Source organism: Paraburkholderia solisilvae (assembly GCF_902859875.1).
GTDB classification, from domain to species: Bacteria; Pseudomonadota; Gammaproteobacteria; order Burkholderiales; family Burkholderiaceae; genus Paraburkholderia; species Paraburkholderia solisilvae.
On the sequence record NZ_CADIKF010000016.1, the window covers coordinates 1 to 22024 of the forward strand.

14 protein-coding genes and 2 pseudogenes are annotated in these 22024 nt (G+C 58.8%); 9 read left to right on the forward strand and 7 right to left on the reverse strand.

Annotated features, from left to right (window positions below):
- Positions 1–403: pseudogene (locus HV675_RS11960) on the forward strand (polysaccharide biosynthesis/export family protein); the annotation flags it as partial.
- Positions 404–726: 323 nt separating this feature from the next.
- On the opposite strand, the gene HV675_RS11965 reads toward HV675_RS11960, so the two are convergent.
- Together HV675_RS11965 and HV675_RS11970 are read right to left on the reverse strand one after the other, a co-directional pair.
- A complete protein-coding gene (locus HV675_RS11965) occupies positions 727–1674 on the reverse strand; it encodes an enoyl-CoA hydratase-related protein (RefSeq protein ID WP_175111125.1) in 948 nt (315 codons plus the stop codon).
- A gap of 94 nt (positions 1675–1768) precedes the next feature.
- Positions 1769–2161, reverse strand: a complete 393-nt coding sequence (locus tag HV675_RS11970; protein ID WP_175111126.1) for a tautomerase family protein — start codon at positions 2159–2161, stop codon at positions 1769–1771.
- A gap of 266 nt (positions 2162–2427) precedes the next feature.
- Between HV675_RS11970 and HV675_RS11975 the strand changes: the two genes are divergently transcribed.
- From HV675_RS11975 to HV675_RS11985, 3 genes are all read left to right on the forward strand, one after another.
- Positions 2428–3966 (forward strand): class I adenylate-forming enzyme family protein, encoded by a 1539-nt coding sequence (locus HV675_RS11975; RefSeq protein WP_175111127.1) that lies wholly within the window; start codon positions 2428–2430, stop codon positions 3964–3966.
- Between the two features lie 416 nt (positions 3967–4382).
- On the forward strand, positions 4383–5369 hold the full coding sequence (locus tag HV675_RS11980) for an aldo/keto reductase (protein WP_175111128.1): 987 nt from the start codon (positions 4383–4385) through the stop codon (positions 5367–5369).
- Between the two features lie 91 nt (positions 5370–5460).
- Positions 5461–6405, forward strand: coding sequence for a LysR family transcriptional regulator (locus HV675_RS11985; RefSeq protein WP_175111129.1), 945 nt, complete (start codon positions 5461–5463; stop codon positions 6403–6405).
- A gap of 219 nt (positions 6406–6624) precedes the next feature.
- Here the strand turns inward: HV675_RS11985 and HV675_RS11990 are convergent, their stop codons facing one another.
- The 3 genes from HV675_RS11990 to HV675_RS12000 all read right to left on the reverse strand — a co-directional run bounded on the left by HV675_RS11990 (position 6625) and on the right by HV675_RS12000 (position 8806).
- Positions 6625–7533: a copper resistance D family protein gene (locus HV675_RS11990; protein WP_175111130.1), complete on the reverse strand. Its 909-nt coding sequence runs from the start codon at positions 7531–7533 to the stop codon at positions 6625–6627.
- A 4-nt stretch (positions 7534–7537) separates the two neighbouring features.
- Positions 7538–7903, reverse strand: coding sequence for a copper resistance CopC family protein (locus HV675_RS11995; protein ID WP_175111131.1), 366 nt, complete (start codon positions 7901–7903; stop codon positions 7538–7540).
- A 306-nt stretch (positions 7904–8209) separates the two neighbouring features.
- Positions 8210–8806 (reverse strand): hypothetical protein, encoded by a 597-nt coding sequence (locus HV675_RS12000; RefSeq protein ID WP_175111132.1) that lies wholly within the window; start codon positions 8804–8806, stop codon positions 8210–8212.
- A 312-nt stretch (positions 8807–9118) separates the two neighbouring features.
- Here HV675_RS12000 and HV675_RS12005 point away from each other — a divergent pair, with 312 nt between their 5' ends.
- The 4 genes from HV675_RS12005 (at position 9119) to HV675_RS12020 (ending at position 17775) form a co-directional block, all read left to right on the forward strand.
- Positions 9119–9667, forward strand: a complete 549-nt coding sequence (locus HV675_RS12005; protein WP_246270205.1) for an SDR family NAD(P)-dependent oxidoreductase — start codon at positions 9119–9121, stop codon at positions 9665–9667.
- A 568-nt stretch (positions 9668–10235) separates the two neighbouring features.
- Entirely contained in the window at positions 10236–13820 is a 3585-nt protein-coding gene (locus HV675_RS12010) for an autotransporter outer membrane beta-barrel domain-containing protein (protein ID WP_175111133.1), read from the forward strand.
- A 902-nt stretch (positions 13821–14722) separates the two neighbouring features.
- On the forward strand, positions 14723–16288 hold the full coding sequence (locus tag HV675_RS12015) for a class I adenylate-forming enzyme family protein (RefSeq protein ID WP_281364049.1): 1566 nt from the start codon (positions 14723–14725) through the stop codon (positions 16286–16288).
- Entirely contained in the window at positions 16285–17775 is a 1491-nt protein-coding gene (locus tag HV675_RS12020) for an MATE family efflux transporter (protein ID WP_175111135.1), read from the forward strand. Before HV675_RS12015 ends, HV675_RS12020 begins: the two co-directional genes overlap by 4 nt.
- Positions 17776–18030: 255 nt before the next feature.
- Here the strand turns inward: HV675_RS12020 and HV675_RS32440 are convergent.
- A pseudogene (locus HV675_RS32440) lies at positions 18031–18226 on the reverse strand (hypothetical protein); the annotation flags it as partial.
- Between the two features lie 296 nt (positions 18227–18522).
- Here HV675_RS32440 and HV675_RS12025 point away from each other — a divergent pair.
- Positions 18523–20085 (forward strand): caspase family protein, encoded by a 1563-nt coding sequence (locus tag HV675_RS12025; RefSeq protein ID WP_175111136.1) that lies wholly within the window; start codon positions 18523–18525, stop codon positions 20083–20085.
- Positions 20086–20119: 34 nt separating this feature from the next.
- Here HV675_RS12025 and HV675_RS12030 read toward each other — a convergent pair whose 3' ends face one another.
- Positions 20120–21358: an alpha/beta hydrolase gene (locus HV675_RS12030; protein ID WP_175111137.1), complete on the reverse strand. Its 1239-nt coding sequence runs from the start codon at positions 21356–21358 to the stop codon at positions 20120–20122.
- Positions 21359–22024: the final 666 nt, after the last annotated feature.

Sequence of the window (22024 nt, forward strand, 5' to 3'; positions counted from 1 at the left end):
GTCAAACGTGATGCTGCGGAACAACGATATGGTCCGCGTGTTCGCGCGCGAGGACAGCAAGGTATTCATGATCGGCGAACTCTCGCATCCGACCACGCTGTTCCTGCGCAACGGCGAACTTTCGCTTAACGAAGCACTCGGCGATGCGGGCGGCGTGAACCAGCAGTCGGGCAATTCGCAGGTCTACGTCGTGCGCAATATCACGGCCGACACGCATCAGGTCTTCCATCTCGATGCATCGAATCCGAGCGCGCTCGCGCTCGCGGAGGGTTTCGAGCTGAAGGCGAAGGATGTCGTGTTTGTCGACACAGCGTCGGTCGTGCGCTGGAGCCGCTTCATCGACAACGTGGTGCCGACCGCGCAGGCTGCATATCTCAGCCGGACCGCATACGGCAGCAATTGACGGACGACCTCGGGTTATGAACACGTCCACGTGCCATGCGCCGGCAGCTCGCACCCCGCGTCCGTTCGGCTCGCCGCGAGACCATCACGCAGCATGAGTCTGGTCGAGCGCATGATGCTTCTAAGGTATACGATCATCGCCACCGACAGTTGATGCGTGGTCACCTCTCCAAATCTGTGCAAGTGGTCAATGATCGAGTACTGCGTCGTCGTCAAACCCGCGCGTGCAATAGGGTGTCATCGACGATATTTAATCGCAAGGCTCCGGGACGTTTCAAGTCGCCTTGTCGAGGCGGCACTCGCCCCGACGCGCGTGGGGGTAAGTTAGTATCCCTTGAACACAGGTTTGCGTCCCTGTTCGTCGGCCTGTTTGCCTTCCCTGAAGTCTCTGGTATGAAACAGGCGTCCGAATTGCGTATCGATTTGCGACAGTGCTGGTGTCTCCGATGGGACAATTGCCAGATGAGCCGACTCCAGCGTCGTCCGCACTCCCAACGGCGCACAGGCTGCAATTTTGGATGCGATCGCCATTGCCGATCGCATCGTGTCGTCGACATTGGCCGCTATGGTTTGTACCAGCCCCATGCGAAAAGCCTCGGCCGCGCTCCAATGGTCACCCGTCAACATGTAGCGCATTGCGTTTCCCCACCCAGCTTCGCGCACAAATCGCACTGTCGATCCGCCTCCAGGAAAACGACCATGTGTATTTTCGTCCTGACCGAAATTGGCGTTTGAAGCAGCGACGCGAATATCGGCGGCCAGGAAAATTTCATGCGCCATATTCCACGTGTCACCATGAACCGCGACTATCAATGGTTTGGAAAGTCGGGCAGGGGAGGCTTTCTCGAGAGGATCTTGCACCGAGTGGTCGTTCGCCGGCAGGAATGGTTGGCCCGCCGCTATAACGGGTGCGAAGGCAGCGACGTCTATGCCGCGCGAGAAGTGTTCGCCATGGCCGAACAGCACAGCGGCGCGCAGCGAATCGTCGTGGTCGTACTGATATAGAACTCGGGCGAGCGCAAGGTAGGTGCTGGGGTCGATCCGGTTTTGCAGGTGAGGCCGATTGATGCCGATCAGGACGGTCGCATCTCGACGTTCGACAGTGACGGTCGCACCCGAACTCGCAGAGATGTCGGATAGCGGAAGGCTGGCAGGCTTGTCCGGCACGTTGGGACTGAGCGCCGATGCTGACACCGGCAGCATGGCAAGTCCCCCAAGCAATGCAGACGCCTTGAGCCAATCGCGTCGTTGAATGTCAGGTGATGTAGGCATTGTGTTGATCAGGATGAGGGTGTGTGTGGGGCCGTCGCGTCACGCGATAACGTGTGCGTACTTGCCGGAACGCGACCGCCAACTGTGTCCGCAATCACTCTTCCGGGGCGTATTGCATCTCGCCGTTGCCGAAGGACCAGTCTTCTCGGGTGACCTCTACGAGGTTTATCAGGATGTCTTCCTTTCGAGCCCCCGTTTTTGCATGAATACCGTCTGCAATTGCCTTGTAGAAGGCTTTTTTTACATCTGTCGTGCGACCCGCATTCCACGTCACCTGAATGAATATGATGGAAGCGGAGTAAGTCATGCCGAGATAGCCTTCGGCTGGATAGATCAGTTCGTCTTCAGTGTGGCGCGTGACAACCTGAAATTTGTCGTGTCGCGGCACATTGGCGATCTCGATCATCGCCTGATAGACGGTCTCGCTCACTGCGCACACAACTTGTGGCGTCGCGTCTCTTGAGAGGTTGATGCGTACGAGAGGCATTTGATAGCTCCTGCCATGCCGATCTAGCTATGTTCAATTCAAGATTGAAGTAATCCGTCAGCATCGATCGAAAAACGAAAGCACGGTAACTGTAAAAATCATACTTCATTGGAAAGAATGTCAATCGTTCGTCCTACCATAATTGACGAACATGTCAAAGATTCGACATTGACGGGGAATACGTCCTGACGCTCACCTGTTTTTAACCTTCAACCGAACTCGTCGTTCGGGGTGTGTTCGTGGTTCCTGCTCAACGGAGAATTTCAATGTCAGATCCTCTGATTGTCGATGAAATCTTACAGCCGTCTGAAACACCGCTGAAAGCGCTTTATCGGCACGCCTACGAACAGCCTGATGCAACGGCGTTGATTGCCGGTGATGATGTATGGACGTACGGCCGACTGGCAAACGACGTTGCGCGGTTGAGCGGCGGATTGAAGCGTGCCGAGGTTCTCCCAGGAGACCGCATCGTCCTCGTCGTCCGGACAGCTCCACTGTACGCAGTATTTATGTACGCCGCCATGATCACCGGCGCGATCGTGGTACCGCTGAAGACGGAGTTCAAGGCCATCGAACTGAATGAACTCCTGCGCATGCAACGCCCCGCCGTTTTTGTCTACGAAGCGGACCTCCAGGACGTTGTATCAGAGATAGACCCTGAACTGCTGCGCGATACGCAAAGCTTTCTCGCCGATGACATCGGCATGCGTTCGTGGCGTTGCCTTCTGGACGACGAGAGCGCGAAAGACGTTGCGCTTCCTGTCGATATTGACTCTGTTTTCTTGCTGCTCGCAACCTCAGGAACGACAGGCAAGCCGAAGCTGGTGGCATATAACCAGCGCGTTATGTCTTATGTAGTCGGCGCAAGAGCTTCGTGGAACATCACCCGTGACACATGCATGGTCGGCAACACACCGGTGGCGCATGCGTCGGGCACAATTGGGATGCTGGCAGCGTTAATCGCCGGTTGCCGGGAAGTTCTGCTCAAGCGGTTCGACGCCGATGCGGTCCTCGACGTCATCGAAGCGCATGGGGCGACCATGGTGTTCTTAACCCCCTTTCTCTGCCTGTTATTGATCGAAGCACAACGCAATCGACCGCGCGATGTCAGATCGCTTCGCCTCTGCGTTGTTGCGGGTGACGCCTGCAGGCCGCAGGTTGCAACGGCTTTTGAATCAACCTTTGGAATTCAGTTGAGAAACATCTTCGGCATGACCGAATGCTCGGGCAGTACGACCTTTGGTTACGATCACCGGCTCATCAGGGGAGTACCTGGACGAACGCGGCTCGTTGGCACCGACGGTCTGCCGGTGGCGCCGGGGGAAGTTGGCGAAATGCAGTTGCGTGGTCCGAATCTGAGTCTCGGCTACTGGACGGGTCCCGGTGTGGTGGTCAATAACACGCAAGACGGATGGTTTTCGAGTGGCGATCTGATGGAAGAGAGCGTAGACGGCGACTATCGTTTCGTGGGCCGTCGCAAGGATCTGATTGTGCATAATGCAAGCAATATTTCGCCGGTGGAAGTAGAGACCGAACTGATCCAGCACGAGGCGGTAGAAGATGCGGCGGTTGCGGGAGCACCAGACGATGTGTCAGGGCAGCGCGTTGTGGCGCTGGTCAAGCTGACCTCCGCGGCGACTTCGGATATATCGGCGGCAGGCAAGGTCCTTGAGTGGATCAAGTCGCGCATTGCCGCGTTCAAGGTGCCGGAGCGGATTGTAATCGTTGATGTCATTCCTCGGAATGCGCTCGGCAAGGTTGATCGGAATGAGGTAACGCGCATTGTGATGTGTCATTCTGACTGAGGGTAGGCGCTCAATCCGCCGCGTCGCATAACGAGTCGCTTTTGCGCAGAGGAATAGCCATGCGCGCATTGCGACCACCCGCAGGAGACGCGTGTGCGTTGCGCCGGTATCGCCCGATCGGCGTGGGTAAGTGCGCCGGGTTGTCCGAACGACTGCACGCTTAACCACCGAACGCGTTCAATATTCCCACAGTTCCACGATTTCCGTGTGATTGACTCACATCGACATGGAAGACTATCATTCCACATAGGGGGACATCCCGGTAGAAAAGATTGCGCGATGCTGCCGCCGTCTATCAGCGTTATCACTGAGCAAGTGTGGCCGCGTCGTCGTCCAGCGTGTATCAGGAAAGCGCGCCCGGACGGCGGGCGTCCTTGGCATAAGGCTGGGTCTTCTGTCTCGACGATGGAGCCAACATGCAGTTCAAGCAATTCGGCAGGACAGGTTTGACGGTGTCGCGCCTGTGCATTGGCACAGGCACATTTGGAAAGCAAACAGACGAAGCAGAAGCACACCGAATCCTCGATAAGGCTGCCGAAGCGGGCGTGAACTTCATTGATACCGCGGACCTCTATCCACCGGGTGCGGAGGTCGGTGGAGCAGAGGTTATTACAGGGCGCTGGCTAAGCAACAAGCGAGGAAGTTTTATCCTCGGGACAAAGGGAGGCGGTCGAATGGGGGCCGCCGCGTGCGATGCCGGTAACTCGCGAAAGCACCTGCTCGATGCGGTTGACGCGTCGTTGCGCCGTCTCAAGACGGACTACGTCGACCTTTACCAGCTGCATATGGACGATCTCGCTACGCCGCTCGATGAGGTGGTGGAAGCGATGGACACAATCGTGCGATCTGGCAAGGCGCGGTATATCGGCGTTTCGAACTTCCTCGCTTACCGTTTGGCAAGAGCACTGGGACGACAGGAGGCCCTCAGGCTGACTCGTTTTGTTTCCGCGCAACCGCGCTACAACCTGCTATTTCGCGAGATCGAACGCGATCTTTTTCCGTTGGCGAAGGAAGATGCGATTGCGGTAATTCCATTCAATCCGCTCGCAGGGGGACTGCTAAGCGGCAAATACAAGCATGGCGATATGCCCGAGACCGGGCGCTTTTCGTCAGAGCTCGGTGGATTCGGCGCGATGTATCACGCGCGGTATTGGCACGAGCGCGAGTTTGAGACAGTCGGGAAAATCCGGCAGATCGCGCAGCAGTACCGAACACCGATGCCCACCTTGTCCGTCGCCTGGGTGCTGGCCAACCCCGCGATCACTTCAGTCATCCTGGGCGCCAGTCGGCTCGAGCATCTTACCGACATCCTCGCTGCCGCGGACTACCACCTGGACAGCGGGGTAAAGGCGGAGCTGGACGAAGTCACTATCGAGTATTGCAGGAGCGATGCGGGGAAGTAACTGACTTTTTCGCGTCGACGATGAGGTGGTCTTTGCTACCTCGATTGCGCATGGGTGCGTATGCACACGTTGAGATCGGAAGGGAGGGTTAATGGATTTGCTTCAGTGCATGCGAACCTTTGTGCGCGTCGTTGAGTGCGGCACATTTAGCGCGGCTGCGGTACAGATGGGCCGTAGCGGAGCGACGGTCTCGAGGGCGGTTTCGGAACTCGAGACGAAATTGCGCATAAGACTGCTCAACAGGACAACCCGCGCGATCGCGCTCACGGCTGTTGGACAGAGGTACTTTGACCGTTGCAAAGACGCACTGGCAATCATTGACGATGCTGCCGCAGAAGCAACTCGCTCTAACGGGTTGCCTTCCGGATGCTTGCGAATCCATGCACTTCCCAGTCTGGGTCAACACTACGTGATTCCAGCAATCACAAGATTCAGATATCAGTATCCCAAAGTGACGGTCGACCTCACGGTATCAAGCGGGATGCCTAATCTACTAGAGGAGGGCTACGATGTTGCAATGATCCTCACGCCGGGGCTGCCGGATTCAGCGTTCGTCTCGCGCCTCCTCGGAGTCACGTACAGCGTGCTGTGCGCCTCCCCGACGTATCTCGCCAAGCGGGGTCGGCCAATGACGCTCTCTGACCTGCAACAGCACGATTGTCTTCAATTGACAATGTCTTCGGCTTACGGGTCGACGGGTAGTTGGACCCTCGAAGGTCCAGAGGGCGAAGTCTGTGTCCCGGTGAATGGTCCTCTGCGGGTCAATTCTCCGGAGTTGATGTCGGCAGCGATGCGGGAAGGCATGGGAATTGGAGCCGTCCCGGTTTATGCGATGACACAAAGCCTTCGCGACGGTTCCGTGGAACGGGTGTTGCCGGACCACCGCCTTCTCGATCTTCAGATTCACGCGCTTTACTCTTCCCGACGGTATCTCGACGCGAAAATCGGCGCCTGGCTCGACTTTGTCCAGCAAGACTTGCCTCTGAGGATGTCAGCAGATATGGATCTACTCGCTTGCGAGGCGTCCGGTGCATAAGCGGATAGCGAACGGAGGCCAGCCTGGTTTGGCGTGAACGGTCTTCTGTGCAGTTTCCCGGCGTACCCTGTTCTTTAGTGTCTCGCCCGAGCAGCCCACCTTCACGATGATCGACTGCGTCGTTCCGCGGCGCCTCTGGAAACCCCGAGCAGTTCAGGGCGTAGGCTGTTGACGAAAGCATTCCGCAACACGGTGCACACGGGGTTTGCCTTGGGAAATCTACGGCGACGTATGACCAAGGAGAGCGGCGACGATCAGCACGGCTATCATGATCACCGCCTCGAGCGAGACGAGCCGATCGAAGCCTCGTTTCGCGTGGGCTGACGCGGAGGCGCCACTCTCCGCGTCAGCCTGTAGACGAGGCAGATATGTTATCCGGTTGAAGCCACCAAGGACGATCGCCAGTGCCACAAACACCAGCTTGAGCGTCAACACCCGGCCGTATTGGGTGTGGAGCCAGGGCACCGTAAGGTGCGCGGTGTCCATGGTTGCGTTGAAGATTCCCGTTCCGATAACCACAACGAGCGAGATGCTTGCCATGTAAGACAGATACGTGCAGAACGTCGCGCGGGCTGCCAACCGCTCGGGGGCGATGTCGTGGCGCCGCCGATATAGCATAGCCGCGCCGACTATCACGGTGCCGGCCCACACCGCCGTCGCAGACAGGTGCATCAAGTGGACAAATTCCGGAAGCGTGAAGTCCCCTTCGTCCGCGGCGTGGCTCGCGGCGGCTTTGCCTGCTGCGTAGATCAGCGCACCGGCTACCGTGGCTGACCAGGCGTTGCGGCCGGACCACCTGCTGCAGACTGCCGCGAGCGCCGCGCCAACGAAACCGACCTGCCACGCGAGGCCAAAGTGCGACTGCGCTAGCACGGGCCGGATCGCCGACCAAGCTGCCAACAATGGCGCGCCGCTCATCACTGCAGCCTGGAGCCAAAGATACACCGGGCATGAGATCGCGAGCGAAACCGCTGCTGCGAACTGCCAGCGGCCGGCCATGCCGCGAAAATGCTCGACAGGGCGCACCGACGGTGCGGAACACACCAGCGCACCCACCAATAAAGTGAACAGAATATCGTCGATTGCAGCGAGCGCGATCTGCGCGACGACAAGTTGATCTGTTGTCACGGTGTCACCCGACTGTGAATGTGTAGTGTCCTTGAGTACGATGTCCGTCGTTAGCGATCGCTGTCCAAGCGACCGCATATACGCCAGGCACCAACGCGTTCAGTGCCACCGACATTCGTCTGTGGTTCGTCGGGTTTACTAACGACTTGCTCTTCGTGACGGTCTCGCCTTTGCCGTCAGACACGATGATCGAGCTGAAGGCCGGTTCGACGGGCTCATCGAAATCGATTACCACGTCCACGTGAGCACCAGCAGGCACGATGGCACCGGCCGACGGCGCCTCACGAGTCGGAAATGCATGGGCATGCGCCAGTTGCGACGCGGCTAGCGTCAAAGCCGCGGCAAAGCCGCGCAGCAGGGAGGCGTTCATCAGGGCGGTTCCTATAAATCGGTAGGCGGTTGATGGGGGAGATTCGAACATGCCAGCGAGGAACGACGGGCCTCGGATGGTGTGCTAGCGCATCAATCCAATAGCGACTCCCGCCAGCCTTGACGCCGGTATCGTCCGAGCATCGCTTCGACTGCTCTCGCGACGTAAGATCGTGCGAAGCATCGACGCCGCGGTGACGGTTGAGGTCACGTTGAGGTTGGCGGGTCTTGAGCGCACGACTGTGATAGCCGCGGCGCCTCGGATGGCCGACATGCGTGAGCACGACATCTCTCTCTCGTGCGTTGCTCAGGGGTGACCCATTATGTGAACGTGAGCGTAGGGTGTTCCAGCCCACATGATGTAGGCTCCCGTCGCTCTATGTTTCGTCGGAAGGCCCGTAGCTTTCGGGTCGAATGGCCACAAAATCATCCAATGTGGGCCAACGGAGATTGCCGGGCTCGTCTTGTCATAAGGGTTGGTGTCACTGCGCTGCGTGGCACCGGCCAGCATATAAGTGATTCCCGGAACGGTATTGGTCGGCTTTGGCTTGTGCGCCTCGAAATCAGCGGTCCATTGCATCGAGGCAGCGTCCATGCACATGGGGGGATCTCCTATCACGCTGGGATTGCCCGGCATACATGTGAAGCCATTGTTGCCGTCGCGCAGCGTAATTGCGTTTCCTTTTGCATCAGTGCCTACCACTTTCGCGCCTTTGGCTATCGTCGACGGTGCCGCTGACAAAGCGCGATCGATCTGAACCTGCGCAGAATCAGATACGGGCCCTCCCATTCCTTGCATGTCTGGCATATCCTCCGCCATCGCAGAAGGGAACGGAAGTCCTGGTGACAGCGATACTGCCAATATGGACGAGAGTGCGATGAAATACATGCGGTTCAGTTGCATTTGGTACCTCTGTATAGTTGCCTTGCGCTGTCCAAAGCGCGTACCACGGATTCGCATGGAGGTTCGTGTCGAACTGCAGACTAAAGCGAACATCCAAACGCCTGCACTGCCTGAACCCATGCTATGGATTTATCCGCGCGCTTGTAAGCGGTGAGTCGGAACTACATCTGTACGCGAGGAGTAACAATGTGCAGTGGAGGGAGCGGGGGGCGGACCGGCGTCGGGCAGTTTGAGGCGTTCGACATAGTCACCTAGATCACCGACAATCGGCGAACGATTCCCGGACAACGACCAACACCTACATCAACAACCATGAAAATTGCGTCCCCTGTCGCGCTTGTCACCGGCTCGACTTCCGGCATCGGCGCTGCCATCGCCCGGCGGCTCTCAAGCGAAGGATTCTCAGTCGTCTTGCATTCGCGTAGTTCAGTCGAGACAGGGCAAGCATTGGCACGTGAACTCGGCTCGGCGACCTACGTACAGGCCGACCTGGCCGATGATGCAAACAGGGTCCGGCTCATCCGCGAAGCTGTCGCCGCATGGGGACGGCTCGACGTTCTCGTGAACAATGCGGGAATCAGCCGTGTTATCCCGCATGCGGATTTGGCTGCGGCTACGCCAGCTGTGTGGTCCGAACTGTACGAGGTCAATGTGATCGCTCCATTTCGCTTAATAGCGGAAGCCGAACCAGCACTACGCGATGCAGCCCGCACGCCGACGACATCAGATTTAGTTTCACACCCTGTGCGGGATCCAAATCAACGCAAATCGCATAGCCCTGGTGCGGGTTCTCGATGGGCATTAATTGCTCTGGTACATGTCTTGTCGAGTACATTTTCTGCATCAGCCTCGCCATTATGATTCGACCTGGAGTGGCCAATCGACCATCACGCGCTGCACATTTGATAGCATCCTGTGCACACTTTAAATGGCGGCGTGAGCAAACATCGAGTAATCTTCGTATGCACGGAACGGCCGGAAAGCCCCCAGGATAAATCGGTCGTGAGAGCCGCACATAAGAGGATAATTTACATTCTTCGAGACTATATTTTAGTTATCCAAATTTTCCCTGTATTAAATCTGTCTCCGCAAACATTTCCTGTGTGCAGAGTTTGTATTTGCCGATGCAGATGACATCTGGAGGCGGCAGATGGGACGTTGCTCAGGATATCCAGGCCAGCACGCATTGACGCTTTTCAGGTTTGTCAGTGCACCGACGACGGCAGCGAGCGTATTCGCGAATGAGAACGTCAGGAGCGGCGTCGACATCTCGCCGATTTACAGGAAAATCACTAGCACGATGAGCACCTGCGTCCGCCGCGCGGCTCGTGGACGACGGGTGGAAGCTGCGCATGGAGTCTGGTACACACGTGTCCTTGAATTCGCTTGTAATTGCGCCTTCTACAAGCGAAGACCGCTGTCGCTGGTCATGCTGACGCTAATGGTGACCGGCCAGTCGACGTTCGCGCAAACCTCCATTCCGGCCGGCGCTAATCTGAACGGTGTCACGCTGGCGAACGGCGACATCTGGAATCTCCAGGGCGACGCTTATTTGTCCAACGGCACCAGCGTCTCGGTTGCCAAGGCTTTGCCTGCGGGTATACCGGGACTGACGATCAATGGCGTGGCAGGCGGCAGCACCGTCACCCTGAATGACGGCGCCGGCCATTACGCGTACTTCTCCGGCAGCGCCACAACACTCAATCTTTCCGATATCAGATTCACCGGCGGTCTGGTCCCTGCCGGAGTCAACGGTGGCGTGATCAATACGGCGGGCGCACTGGTCATCAATACGACGGGCACGGTCAGCTTCATCAACAATTCGGCCGGTCGCAACGGGGGCGTCATCTATGCGACCCAGCCGGTGACCATCAACGGCAGCGTGGTCGCCAACAACAACAGCGCGTTGAATGGCAGTGGCGGCGGCGTGATCTATGTGGCGAGCGGCGCCCTCACGATCAATGGCAGCGTGAGTATGGACAGCAACTTCGCTGGCGGGCCTTCCAACACGTCCCCGGCCGGCGCGCTTTACGCCAACGGCGGCATCTCGCTGGCGACTACCGGTGGCGATGTGTCGTTGACCAACAATCTGTCCAATACCAGCGGAGGCGCGGCCAGTTCGGGGACCAGCACGATAGCAGTCGGCAATAGCGCTGCGTCGGTCACGCTGACCGGCAACAGGGCGGGTTTCAATAAAGATGGCACGCAGCATTCGGTCGGGTTCGGTGGTGCGTTGCGGGCCTTTGGCGCGATCAATGTAACGGGACACTCGATCACCATGTCCAGCAATATGGCGACAGGTAACGGCGGTGCTCTGTATGCCAACAACACGGTGACCGTGAGCGGCGACCTGCTCGCCAATGACAATGTCGCGCTAGTTGGCGCGGGTGGCGCGATTTACGCGCTGGCCGGCGACGTGACCACGACCGGCAATATCAGCATGACCGGCAATCAGGCCGGCAGTGGCGGTGGCGGGGCGATCATCGCCAGCAACGGCAACGTCAACGTATCGACCAGCAACGGCGACGTATCACTTATCAACAATACAGCCAGCAGCCATGGGGGGGCGATCAATGGCAGCGCCAACGTGGCGGTCGGTAACAGCGGCGGAACGGTCAACATCAGCGGGAACAATGCGGGTTCCAACCCGGACGGGACGTCAGCCAATACGACCTCACACGGCGGCGCGATTTCGTCGGGCAGTTCCACGATCGTGACCGGCGGCCCGATCGTGATGTCGAACAACACTGCGACGCAAGATGGCGGCGGCATATATTCCGTGCAGGCGGTGACCATCAGTGGCGCCTTGACGGCCCAGGGCAACACCAGTCGCAGCGGCAGTGGTGGATTTGTCTACGCGTTGGGCGACATCAGCCTGGTTGCCACAGGCGCGTCGACGGTGAGCGGCAATACCGCCGGCACGGCGGCGGCTCGAGGCGGTGCGATGTGGGGTGGCGGTAGCCTCAGCCTGTCGGCCAGCGGGGGCGATCTCGCCTTTGTTGGCAACAGCGCGGGTGGCCTCGGCGGAGCGGTTTATATCGATCCCACCTCGTTGGTTCTATCGGCCACGGGGGGCGACATCAGCTTCTCGGGCAACACCCAGAACACCGCCGGAACGCCCCAGGCCAATGCGATCTACATTGCCAATGGCGGCAGCGGAACTGAGGTCACCCTCAATGCGGCTGCCGGGCATAGCATCACATTCTACGATCCGCTCCAGAACAATGGCGCCAACGGCCTGATCACGGTTACCAAGAGTGGGCCCGGCATGGTCAGCTTTGACGGCTCACGATACGGCATCCTCACTGATCAGTGGTCTCAGGTTTCCGCCAACACGGATGTTCAGGCCGGCACGTTCGAAGTCGCGAACGGCGCCATCTACGGCGTGCATGCCGCCACGGTGGGCGGTACGTCGGACAGCATGTTTGCGACGGCTGGCGGGACCACGATCCAAGGCGGTGTGGCGGGCACCGTGATTGCCGACCAGTTCACGCTGGGGGGAAATCTGTCCGTTGCCGGGCGCCAGCCGGGAGCGCGCGGCGTTTTCACGGTCGACAGCAATCATGCGACGTTCAGCCCCGGCAGCCAGGTGCTGTTCAATACTTATCTCAACGATGGCGTCATACAGAACACAGACCTGTTGGTGCTGGATCTGAACGGAAGCGCGGTCAACGGTCAGGCGTTGGTCCGCGTGGTGAATGCCGGCGGCCCGGGTAGTTTAACGGTCGGTGATGGCATCAAACTGGTACAGGCCAATAACGGCACGACAGCCGGTGCATTTGCGCTTGCCGGCGAAGTGCGAGGCGGCGCCTTCGACTACCGTCTATATCGAGGCGGTGTAGCCGGCTCCGAATCCGAGGACTGGTTCCTGCGCTCGGCTATGGTCATCGGGCCAGAGCCTGGGGAACCCTCCGTCCCCGGCGAGCCGGTCATCCCCGAGGAGCCCGCCATCCCGAACCTGCGAGATTTTCCTCTTGATCCGCCGCCATCCGTGCTGCCGCCTGGCGAGTACCCGATCATTGGGCCGGAGATTGCCACCTACTCGGTTGTGCAACCGCTCGCGCAGCAACTGGGCCTCACCATGCTCGGCACGATGCACGAGCGTATCGGCGACACGCTCACGGACGTCGGAGGCGGCATGGGTAGCGCAGGGATTTCCCGCTCGGCCTGGGTCCGGATGTTCGGTGAGCAGATCGACAATCGCTACCAGACCTATACCGATGCCCGCGCGAACGGCCAGATACTCGGCATGCAGGCGGGCCTGGATGTGTGGCGTGGCAGTTTCCTGCCTGGCCATCACGACGCGGCCGGGGTCTATTTCGCGTACGGCAACGGCAACGTCGACGTGGACGGCCTCATCACCAATGCGGATGCGTCCGCCTATGTGTTGAGCCATACCGGCAAGGTGAACCTCAACGCGTATTCCGGTGGCGCGTACTGGACACATTACGGTCCGGGCGGATGGTATATCGACGCGATACTGCAGGGCACCCACTACGACGGCGACGCGACGACCCAGTTTGCGCATTTGCCGGTCTCGGGCTCGGGATTCGCGACATCGCTCGAAGCGGGCTATCCGTTTCGCCTGCCACTCGGCCCGGGCTTCGTGCTCGAACCGCAGGTGCAGGTCATCTGGCAGCATGTCGGCCTGAGCGAGGAAAACGACGGGCTGGGTCCGGTCGATCCAGGCTCCACATCGGGTGTCACCGGGCGGCTCGGCGTGCGCGGGCAGTGGACCATCGACGGCGCCCATGGACAGGTGTGGCAGCCGTACGTGCGCGCGAATCTCTGGCGGGACTGGGGCGCGCAGGCGACGACGTTGTACTCAGGGGCCGACCAGGTGCCGCTCGCCCAGCAATTCACGCGCATGGATTTCGCCGTGGGCGTTACCGCAAAACTCGACACGCGTATGAGCCTGTACGGACAGTTTGGTTACCAGTTCTCCATCAATAGCTCCGCGACCGGTAGCCAGAAGGGTGTCTGGGGCGATATCGGATTCCGGTACACGTGGTGAGGCGTCTCGATGGCAAGACCAAACTGTGCGTGGATGTTTTCGTATCTTCGATGAAATTTGAGGGTGGAAGAAGATGAGCGATCATCGGCGCCATCAGGTGATTAACGACCGGGCAAGGCGGCAGGACGAGCTGCAGCGGGAATCCCCAGGGTTGCCTCCGGGCGCTGTAACCTGGAATGATTCAACCTGGGGGCAGCCCTCATCTGCGACGCGCTTCCGGTGACGCATAAACGGAGGCTTTACCCCTGATAGCGGTCATTCGTTGCCGAGGGGGCATTGACCATCATGGGTCGCGTGCAGTCCTTTCGCCTGCTCAAGCCGCTTGGACTCCGTGTGCATTCCGCATGAGACCGTAGCTGGCCACAAGCAGTCGCGCATCTTCAACTTCATATCGACACTCAAATGTCCGTTCCATTCTGGCAACGGACACTTAGGCCGAGCGTCACCAGCGCCGCATATCGGCCATACGGTTTCGCTTTCCCTGCGCCCACGACATTTGGACTGCGAGTCGATTGTGCAGCAGTGCCTTCCTTGGACTTTTGGCCGCTACTAAACATAGCCGTCCTGTTGACCTTGCGTAGTCGCCGGCTTCCCATCATTCCCTTTAGAAAACCGGAGTGCAGCCGGCGAGACCAGTCGGTCAAACTTTCGCCTCCATGCGCCGATGTCGACAGAAACGCGTACATCAGCGCCACTCGCGACCCGCGTCGTTCGCTTTGGCAACCCTAAGGTTCACATCACGTCAGCGCGGAGCAGCGTCAGGAATAGTCGTCCTCTGTCAGGCGTTATCAATACACCCTCGAAGACACGGCATTGCGCGCCTCAAGATCCAACGCAGCATTACCGCGTCGACGTGATTCATCGAGTTCAATGTCAAGCAGCCTCATAGGAGCAAATGCGCCATGTCTTCAGCCGCATATTCGTCCACCGTTCGCCAATCTGAAATTTATCTGCCAATCGATGCGCTGCGCCGAAACGCATTAGAGCGCCCCGACTTCATTGTCATGACTCAAGGTGAAGACAATTGGACCTATGAGCGTTTTGCCGATGAAGTTCGCCGCTTGAGCCGCGGCTTCGTGAAACGCGGCGTCAAGCGGGGCGATCGCATCGTACTACATCTCGGCAATTCCGCCGCGGCGGCGATTGCATCTTACGCCGCGATGATGATTGGCGCGATGGTGTTTCCGATGAACTACCACTACGCGCCGGGCGAAGTGAAGGGCCTGATCGGGCGCATACAGCCCACGCTGTATCTTGGCCATGGAGACGTGTACGGCGGTTTGTCGCAGGTCGATACGTCGCTGCTACCCGTGGACCGACGTTTCATTGTCGATGGATCTACGCCGGATAGCGGCGTGAAGTTGTGGAGCACCCTATTCGATACCGAGTTGCAGCCGTGGCCGAGTGACGAGGATTACGACGCGCCGATTATTCTTGTCAGCACGTCAGGTACCACGTCCGAGCCGAAGCTGGTCGTTCACACGCAGAATACGGTTCAACACACCATTACGGCAATCGTCGATGTCATCGAATCGTCAGGCGGAGACCCGGCCGTCGGCGTCGATCTGGCCGCGACGCCGATGTTTCATTCACCGGGGTGGCTGATATTGATGACGGCGGTCACACTTGGACGCAAGTTCGTCTGGCCCGAGAGCCGGGAATTCGATGCGAACGCGTTTCTGAACGCGATCGAGCGTCATCGCTGCACAATACTGATCGCCACGCCGTTTGGCGTTGCCGAACTGATTGACAGCCAGCGCGCCAACCCACGCGACGTCAGTTCCCTTTCGGTCTGCTACGTCGGCGGGGATGCGTGCCGCGCCGAGCTATTCGACGAATTCGAGCGGGTGCTCGGCAAAACGTTACTCAACGGATTTGCCTTGTCCGAAGCACTCGGTTGCCTGAAAGGGGGGCTGACGAACAGGTCGCTGCAGGCACGGCCTGGCGCGGCCCGCGTCGTCGACGAGCAGGGAAACGATACGAAACCGGGCGAAGTCGGCGAACTGATTCTTAGCGGCGAGAACGTATTCAAAGGCTACTGGAAGTCGCCGGGCGTGATCGACGACGTCCGGCGCGATGGATGGTTTTATACCGGCGATCTTGTCCGCAAGGACGAGCAGGGCGACATCTGGTTCGTTTCCCGCAGAAAGGAGATTATTGTGCGCGACGGCGAAAACATCGCGCCGATCGAGATCGAACAGAGGCTGCTCGAGCATCCATATGCCGCTGACGCCGCTGTAGCCGGTGTGCCGGACGCACGACTGGGCGAGCGCATCGTCGGTTTCATGAAACTGACGAAAGACGCGGGTAATCCTGCTCCGGAAGAGGTGTTGCGCAGTCTCTCATCGGTGCTCGCGGCGTACAAGATTCCGGAGTTTTTGTTCTTTGTCGATCATATTCCGCGCACCGCATGGGGCAAGGCCGATCGCCGCAAATTGCGGGCGATGGCTACCGGATATCTTCGATGAAAAGAGCCCGGCGCCCTGAATTGCAGCGGGAAACAAATACTTCACTGTTGGCAGCATCTCCTAACGGCGGGGCGCCGGAACTTCTCGACGACATCTACTGTATTGCCCGCAATGCGTGGCCAGTGCTAATCGGGCAACTGGCGCTCGTTGCATTCGAGACGATCGATACCACCATGGTCGGCCGTTATTCGGCAGTGGACCTCGCGGCACTCGGCCTTGGCGCATCGATCTATATCCCGCTCTATCTCGCAGTCGCGGGTGTCCTCGCCGGCCTGCAGCAGATCGTCGGCCGCCTGGCGGGCAAGCGACGGCACGAGATCATCGGCGCTTACGTTCGCGAGGCGGTCTGGCTAGCGGTGATATTGATGGTGATCGGCTGTGCGATGCTGTACTATCCGCGTCCGTTTGTGCACATCGCCCACCCGTCCGAAGCGGTCGCACAGCGCACGATTGCCTATCTGCGCATTCTGTCATTCGGGTTACCAGCCGGTCTGTGTTTCGCTATCTTTTCGGCGTTTTCGAACGGTATTTCGAACCCTCGACCGCCGATGGCAATTCTGCTCATTGCGCTAATCGTGAAGCTGCCATTGAACAAATGGTTCATCTACGGCGGTTTGGGCGTACCCGCACTTGGCGGACCCGGCGCGGCTTTGGCCAGCACGCTCGCTTTTTGGGTGGCCGCGCTGATATCCGTCATGTTGATCGCGCGCGATCGACGCTACCGGCGGTACGCTGTCGCGCAGAATTTTTCGTGGCCTCGTAAGCGCCGGCAGTATGCGTTGATCAGACTGGGAGTACCGATCGGCACGTCCAGTCTGATCGAAATCGCTTCGTACACGTCGATGACATTGTTCATCGCGCGTTTCGGCACGACGGTGCTTGCTGCGCAGCAGATTGTCGTCAATCTCGGGGCGATGTTATACATGCTGCCCCTATCTATCGGTATCGCCACGTCAACTCTGGTATCCCAACGAATTGGTGCCGGCGCCCGCGAGGCCGCCCATGTGATCGCCCGACGCGGTGTCAGTTTTGCGGCAACGTGCGCGACGGTCTGTTCGAGCATCATCCTCGTTGCGCGGCCCCTTGTCGTAACCGGCTATACGTCCAATCCGCAGATCATCGCCGCAGCGATGCCGTTGCTCACGATCGTCGCGTTTTATCATCTCGCCGACGCGGTGCAGGTGAGCGCCGCGTTCGTGCTGCGAGCCTACGGGAGAACCCTCGTGCCTACGGTGATCTACACGATCTCATTGGTCGGTATCGGGCTATGCGGCGGCTATCTCGTGGGATTCGGAGAGGTGAGCGTACCGTGGCTGCCGTTGAGCGGCGGCGCCCGCGGATTCTGGTGGGCGAACACGGTGAGCCTTGCGTGCGCGGGAATCGGTCTGCTTACGTACTGGCACTCTGTCGCGACAAAACCAACGCAAAGAAAACGGTCGCTGCGAGACATCGAAGAAGCTCAGGCGGCGACGCGTGTTCGCCATTGAGAGGCGATCAGCGAGCGGCACTGCATCGCTTTGAGTGGTTACCCAGGTTTGTCGCCAGACGATCTGGCGATCCGTGTTCGGCTCCAATTGTCCCCGTATGCTCGCGACGTCGGGATGTTCAACCTGGCAATCGACAGCACGTCGAGAGCTGCGACCTAACCAAACTGCGGGTCCTCGACATATCTCATGGTCAGCATGTTTCGTCACCGGCTATCGTCGTTCAACAGAAAGCGCAGCGACCTGTTCAGTTCGAGACTAAACTTGGAAGCACGGTTTGCTGTTTCGGATCGAAGTGGGCACCCTTTCCTCGAATCGTAGCGTTAAGACCTGTACGCCGTTTTGTGTCACGGCCACGGTGTGTTCAAACTGCGCCGACAGTTGCCCATCGCGCGTGACCACCGTCCAGCTGTCCTCTTCGGTTCGAAACAGAATGTCGCCCCTGGTTGAACAGGAAATGAGTTACCGCTAGCGGCAACAGCAGTTGCGGCTGACTGAAACGATGTCATGTCCTGCTATCGGCAGGCGAGTCGTGCAGAACCTCGATTATGCCGATGCCAGAACGTTCGCGGTCATGTATCGAAGGGCGGTGGGACGGCGCCGCATCAGTTTGCGGACTGGAAGCGGTAGCTTCGAAAGCTGACATAAGGTTCGTCAGTCCGGTTTCCACAAGTCTACGATGTTCATTCGGCAGCCTGTAGGCGTGTCGAAGCAGGAGAGACATTTCACCGATCTGGCGAGGCTCCTCGTATGTGCGATGAACTCTACTCGGAAGACGTCGATCGAAAACGCCGGCTTGCCATTCTGAGCGCCTTGAGCGCCGCTTCGGGCGTGGCGTGGCCATTCGGCCTCCGCGCGGAGGAAGCCGTGTCGACGCGGCGGCTTGCGCTTGTCATCGGCAATGCAGCGTATCCCGACGCACCCTTAAAGAATTCGGGCAAGGATGCGAACGATATGGCGGACACGCTGAAGCACGTCGACTTCGACGTCACGCTGCAATTGGACTGCACGTTGCCCACCATGCGCGATTGCGTCAGGACCTTTTGCGACGCGGTCAATCGTTCGCGTTCCGCCGCGCTCTTCTATTTCTCGGGCCATGCATTGCAAATCAACTGGCGAAACTATCTGCTTCCGGTCGATCTGCATATCGCCTCGCCGGAGGACATGCCGGCACATGCGCTTGATTTGTCATCGGTCATGGACGGGCTGCGAAACGTCGGCAATCCGATCAATATCGTTATCCTCGATGCTTGCCGCAACAATCCGTTCACCGCCACTGGAACGACCGGAAGGGGCCTGAGCCAGATGGATGCGCCGCCCGACACATTGCTCGCCTATGCGACATCACCGGGCAATACGGCGTCCGACGGTTCAGGTAGGAACGGCCTTTATACGGGCACCTTGTTGTCCGAACTCCAGCGGCGCGGCGACGCAAAGATCGAAGATCTGTTCAAGCGCGTCCGGCTGTCGGTCAGACAAGCTTCCAAAGGAATGCAGATACCGTGGGAAAGCACGTCTCTCGAAAGCGACTTCTACTTTAAGCCGCCCAAAGTCGTGAGCAAGGACCTGTCCACGGACCCGGTCGATCCAGTTTTCGAAGAGGACAATCGCGACTGGAACAAGGCAAAGCAATTCGCGACCATCGATTCCTTCAGACGGTATCTTGATGCGCATCCGAACGGCAAGTTTTCGGAGATCGCGCAGGCTAGTCTGGACAAGCTGCTTGCGGAACAAGGCGAGCATCCCGTGACGGCCGTCGCCTCGACCGGCAATCCGTTCACGCAGGGAAGCGCAGAAGTCCGAAGTCTGGTCGTCGGCGATTTTTTCGAGTACCGCGTTACGGATCAGCAGACCGGCTTGTCGAGAACGTCCCGTCAACGCGTGACGGCCGTCCATGACGGTCTGGTCGAGTTTGAAAATGGCGGGTTCACTACCGATCTGCTCGGCAATCCTCGCATCGACTGGAATGGCGAGATGTTTGGTGACAATCAATTGTTCGCACGCGAATACGCCGTGGGAAAGGTATGGACGACGCGCTTCACCTGGCAATTTAACGGTGAGAAAGACATCTACGAATTGCGTTGCAAGGTGGCTACCCGCGAAATCAAGGAAGTTCCGGCAGGACGATTCAATGCATTTCGCGTCGAAGCGGAGGGCTGGAAACTCTACGCACGAGCGCGCCGCAAACGCACCTACTGGATTGCACCGGAAAGTGTGCCTCGCTTCATTGCACTTGAATCGATCAACACAAACAGGAGAGGAGCCATCACGAGGCATGACACGCGAGAACTCATCAGTTTTGGTAGCCTGTGATTTGCTTGTGCGGAGCGGCGGCGTTCGCTGTCATTCATGGATTGAAGATCCAGTACTCGTGACCGTTCGATACATGCCGCGTCAGTCCGAACCGTTGTGCGGGCCGGGCGTCGCCATTGATCAGGTAGTACAGGTCCGCCAGGATCGACCGTCGGTCACCGACGTATGAATGCCCGATGAAGTCCGATTCGACGCTCGTTACATCGATCGTATCGATGCCATCCAGCAGGACCAGGTTCTGGCTTGAGTCCCCGGCTCGCGGGCCGGAGTTGAATACCGACGAGGCCGTCAGCGCACGATCCCTGGAAGACACATACAACGTAATCGGGCGTTGCATGGCGATCAGGCGCGGCGCGATCTGATTGACGAACTTGTCCGTGTCGATGTCCGGGGCGGCGAGAACGATCTGCTTGAGTCGCGCCGCGTCGCGCGGATGGTCCCTGATGTGGTTCAGCAACGCGGCCGTCAGCCCCCGGTTGCCCATGCTGTGACCGATGACGTAGACGTCCGCGTCGGGCGATGCCGCGAGCACCTGCGCAAGGAACAACTCGAGATCAGCTTGTGCCCGTTCCAGTTCGATTCCATCGGCCAGATAACTGTAGACGTGCGCGTGCGATGGCCATGAGAAGAACACCGGCGCGCCTTTGAAGTCGAGGTCATAGGCCATCTGCGCGGTGCGGCGAGCCGCATCCTCGAAGCTCACATTGTAGCCGTGCACAAACAACATGATGCTTGGCGCGGGTGCGTTCAGCGCTTTGCTACGCATTTCCGCAACGAACTGATCATAGCCCGTGACGTTGACGCGTAATACTGTGACGTGCCGTGTGGGATCGGGCGTGGTCTCCAGACGCCAGATCGAGGGTGACTCGAGTCCGCCAACCAGATGATTTCTCGGGATGCTGACGTCGACTGTTCCATACGCTACCGAACTCGCTCGATGCGCTTCGAAACTCGGTAGTGCGTCGGCACCGTTTTTGATGAGGACTCTGTCCGTGCCGAAGTAGACGCGCACCACGGCGTATCCCGAATCTTGTCCGGCGGATGGTGGCAATGGGCTGGGCGTTGGCGGATTGCGCGCGCCCTGATTGCCCGCGTTGCCCACTGGCCAGCCTCGCGATGCTGGAGGCCCTGACGCAGGAACAGGCGCCACCAACACGCCATGTTTGGTGTCCGCTGGATTGCCGCTGACCATTGTCGGCTGACTGCACGCTGTGAGCAGCACAGAGGAGATCAGAACCATTGCCAACCACGCAGCGGCGCTGGAACGCTTCATCTTCACCCCCGTCTAGAGCAATCTAGTCAGTGCTGAGTGCGCGAGTCAGTTTATACGATCCCGCCCGCCGCGAGGATGAATGAAGTCGTTCTGTTGAGGGATTGCAGAATGATCATTTGATCTCGGCTAGCCGCCGATCAAGTCCCGAGATTTTTCGTCCGCTGGCATCTGGTCTGCTCTTCGATTGGGTTATCGAAAAGACTCGCAGCATGGCGGCGGCATAAGTTGCAACGCTTTGGGAGATATTGACTGAATTGGGGGGCGGCACTGCTAACCTTCACCTTCCACAGCCGTCCCAGACGGAGTCCCGCTGTTCGTCGTCGTCGACGCATGATCTGCACGTCGAAAGTTAGCGAACGTTGTAGCGAAAAAGGCAGCCAGAGCGAACCGGCTACGAAGAGGAAGGGTTCCCGCATAGACACCGTACTAACGGCCGGTCCAATTTGTCAAACCGCCGTCCTAACTCGGCAGCCGAACGTTCGTGAGAGCAGACAACTTGTCTTCGGTTGGTGGGTATGGAATGACCGTTCCACTCTGATACCTGCCATCGCTACTCCGACGGCCCGTCGGGCTGTAACGGGTCGCTTACGGAAGCTCAGGACTGACCAGCCTTAGGGCTTAGCGCACCTCCATCCCCGTTTCCTCGCCGATCTGCAGGCGTCCTCG

What these genes read in the sequence shown, in the direction of transcription:
- HV675_RS11965 (WP_175111125.1), bottom strand. Translation starts at nt 1,674, where the DNA reads ATGCCTACATCACCTGACATTCAACGACGCGATTGGCTCAAGGCGTCT.
- HV675_RS11970 (WP_175111126.1), bottom strand. Translation starts at nt 2,161, where the DNA reads ATGCCTCTCGTACGCATCAACCTCTCAAGAGACGCGACGCCACAAGTT.
- HV675_RS11975 (WP_175111127.1), top strand. Translation starts at nt 2,428, where the DNA reads ATGTCAGATCCTCTGATTGTCGATGAAATCTTACAGCCGTCTGAAACA.
- HV675_RS11980 (WP_175111128.1), top strand. Translation starts at nt 4,383, where the DNA reads ATGCAGTTCAAGCAATTCGGCAGGACAGGTTTGACGGTGTCGCGCCTG.
- HV675_RS11985 (WP_175111129.1), top strand. Translation starts at nt 5,461, where the DNA reads ATGGATTTGCTTCAGTGCATGCGAACCTTTGTGCGCGTCGTTGAGTGC.
- HV675_RS11995 (WP_175111131.1), bottom strand. Translation starts at nt 7,903, where the DNA reads ATGAACGCCTCCCTGCTGCGCGGCTTTGCCGCGGCTTTGACGCTAGCC.
- HV675_RS12000 (WP_175111132.1), bottom strand. Translation starts at nt 8,806, where the DNA reads ATGCAACTGAACCGCATGTATTTCATCGCACTCTCGTCCATATTGGCA.
- HV675_RS12005 (WP_246270205.1), top strand. Translation starts at nt 9,119, where the DNA reads ATGAAAATTGCGTCCCCTGTCGCGCTTGTCACCGGCTCGACTTCCGGC.
- HV675_RS12010 (WP_175111133.1), top strand. Translation starts at nt 10,236, where the DNA reads ATGCTGACGCTAATGGTGACCGGCCAGTCGACGTTCGCGCAAACCTCC.
- HV675_RS12015 (WP_281364049.1), top strand. Translation starts at nt 14,723, where the DNA reads ATGTCTTCAGCCGCATATTCGTCCACCGTTCGCCAATCTGAAATTTAT.
- HV675_RS12020 (WP_175111135.1), top strand. Translation starts at nt 16,285, where the DNA reads ATGAAAAGAGCCCGGCGCCCTGAATTGCAGCGGGAAACAAATACTTCA.
- HV675_RS12025 (WP_175111136.1), top strand. Translation starts at nt 18,523, where the DNA reads ATGTGCGATGAACTCTACTCGGAAGACGTCGATCGAAAACGCCGGCTT.
- HV675_RS12030 (WP_175111137.1), bottom strand. Translation starts at nt 21,358, where the DNA reads ATGAAGCGTTCCAGCGCCGCTGCGTGGTTGGCAATGGTTCTGATCTCC.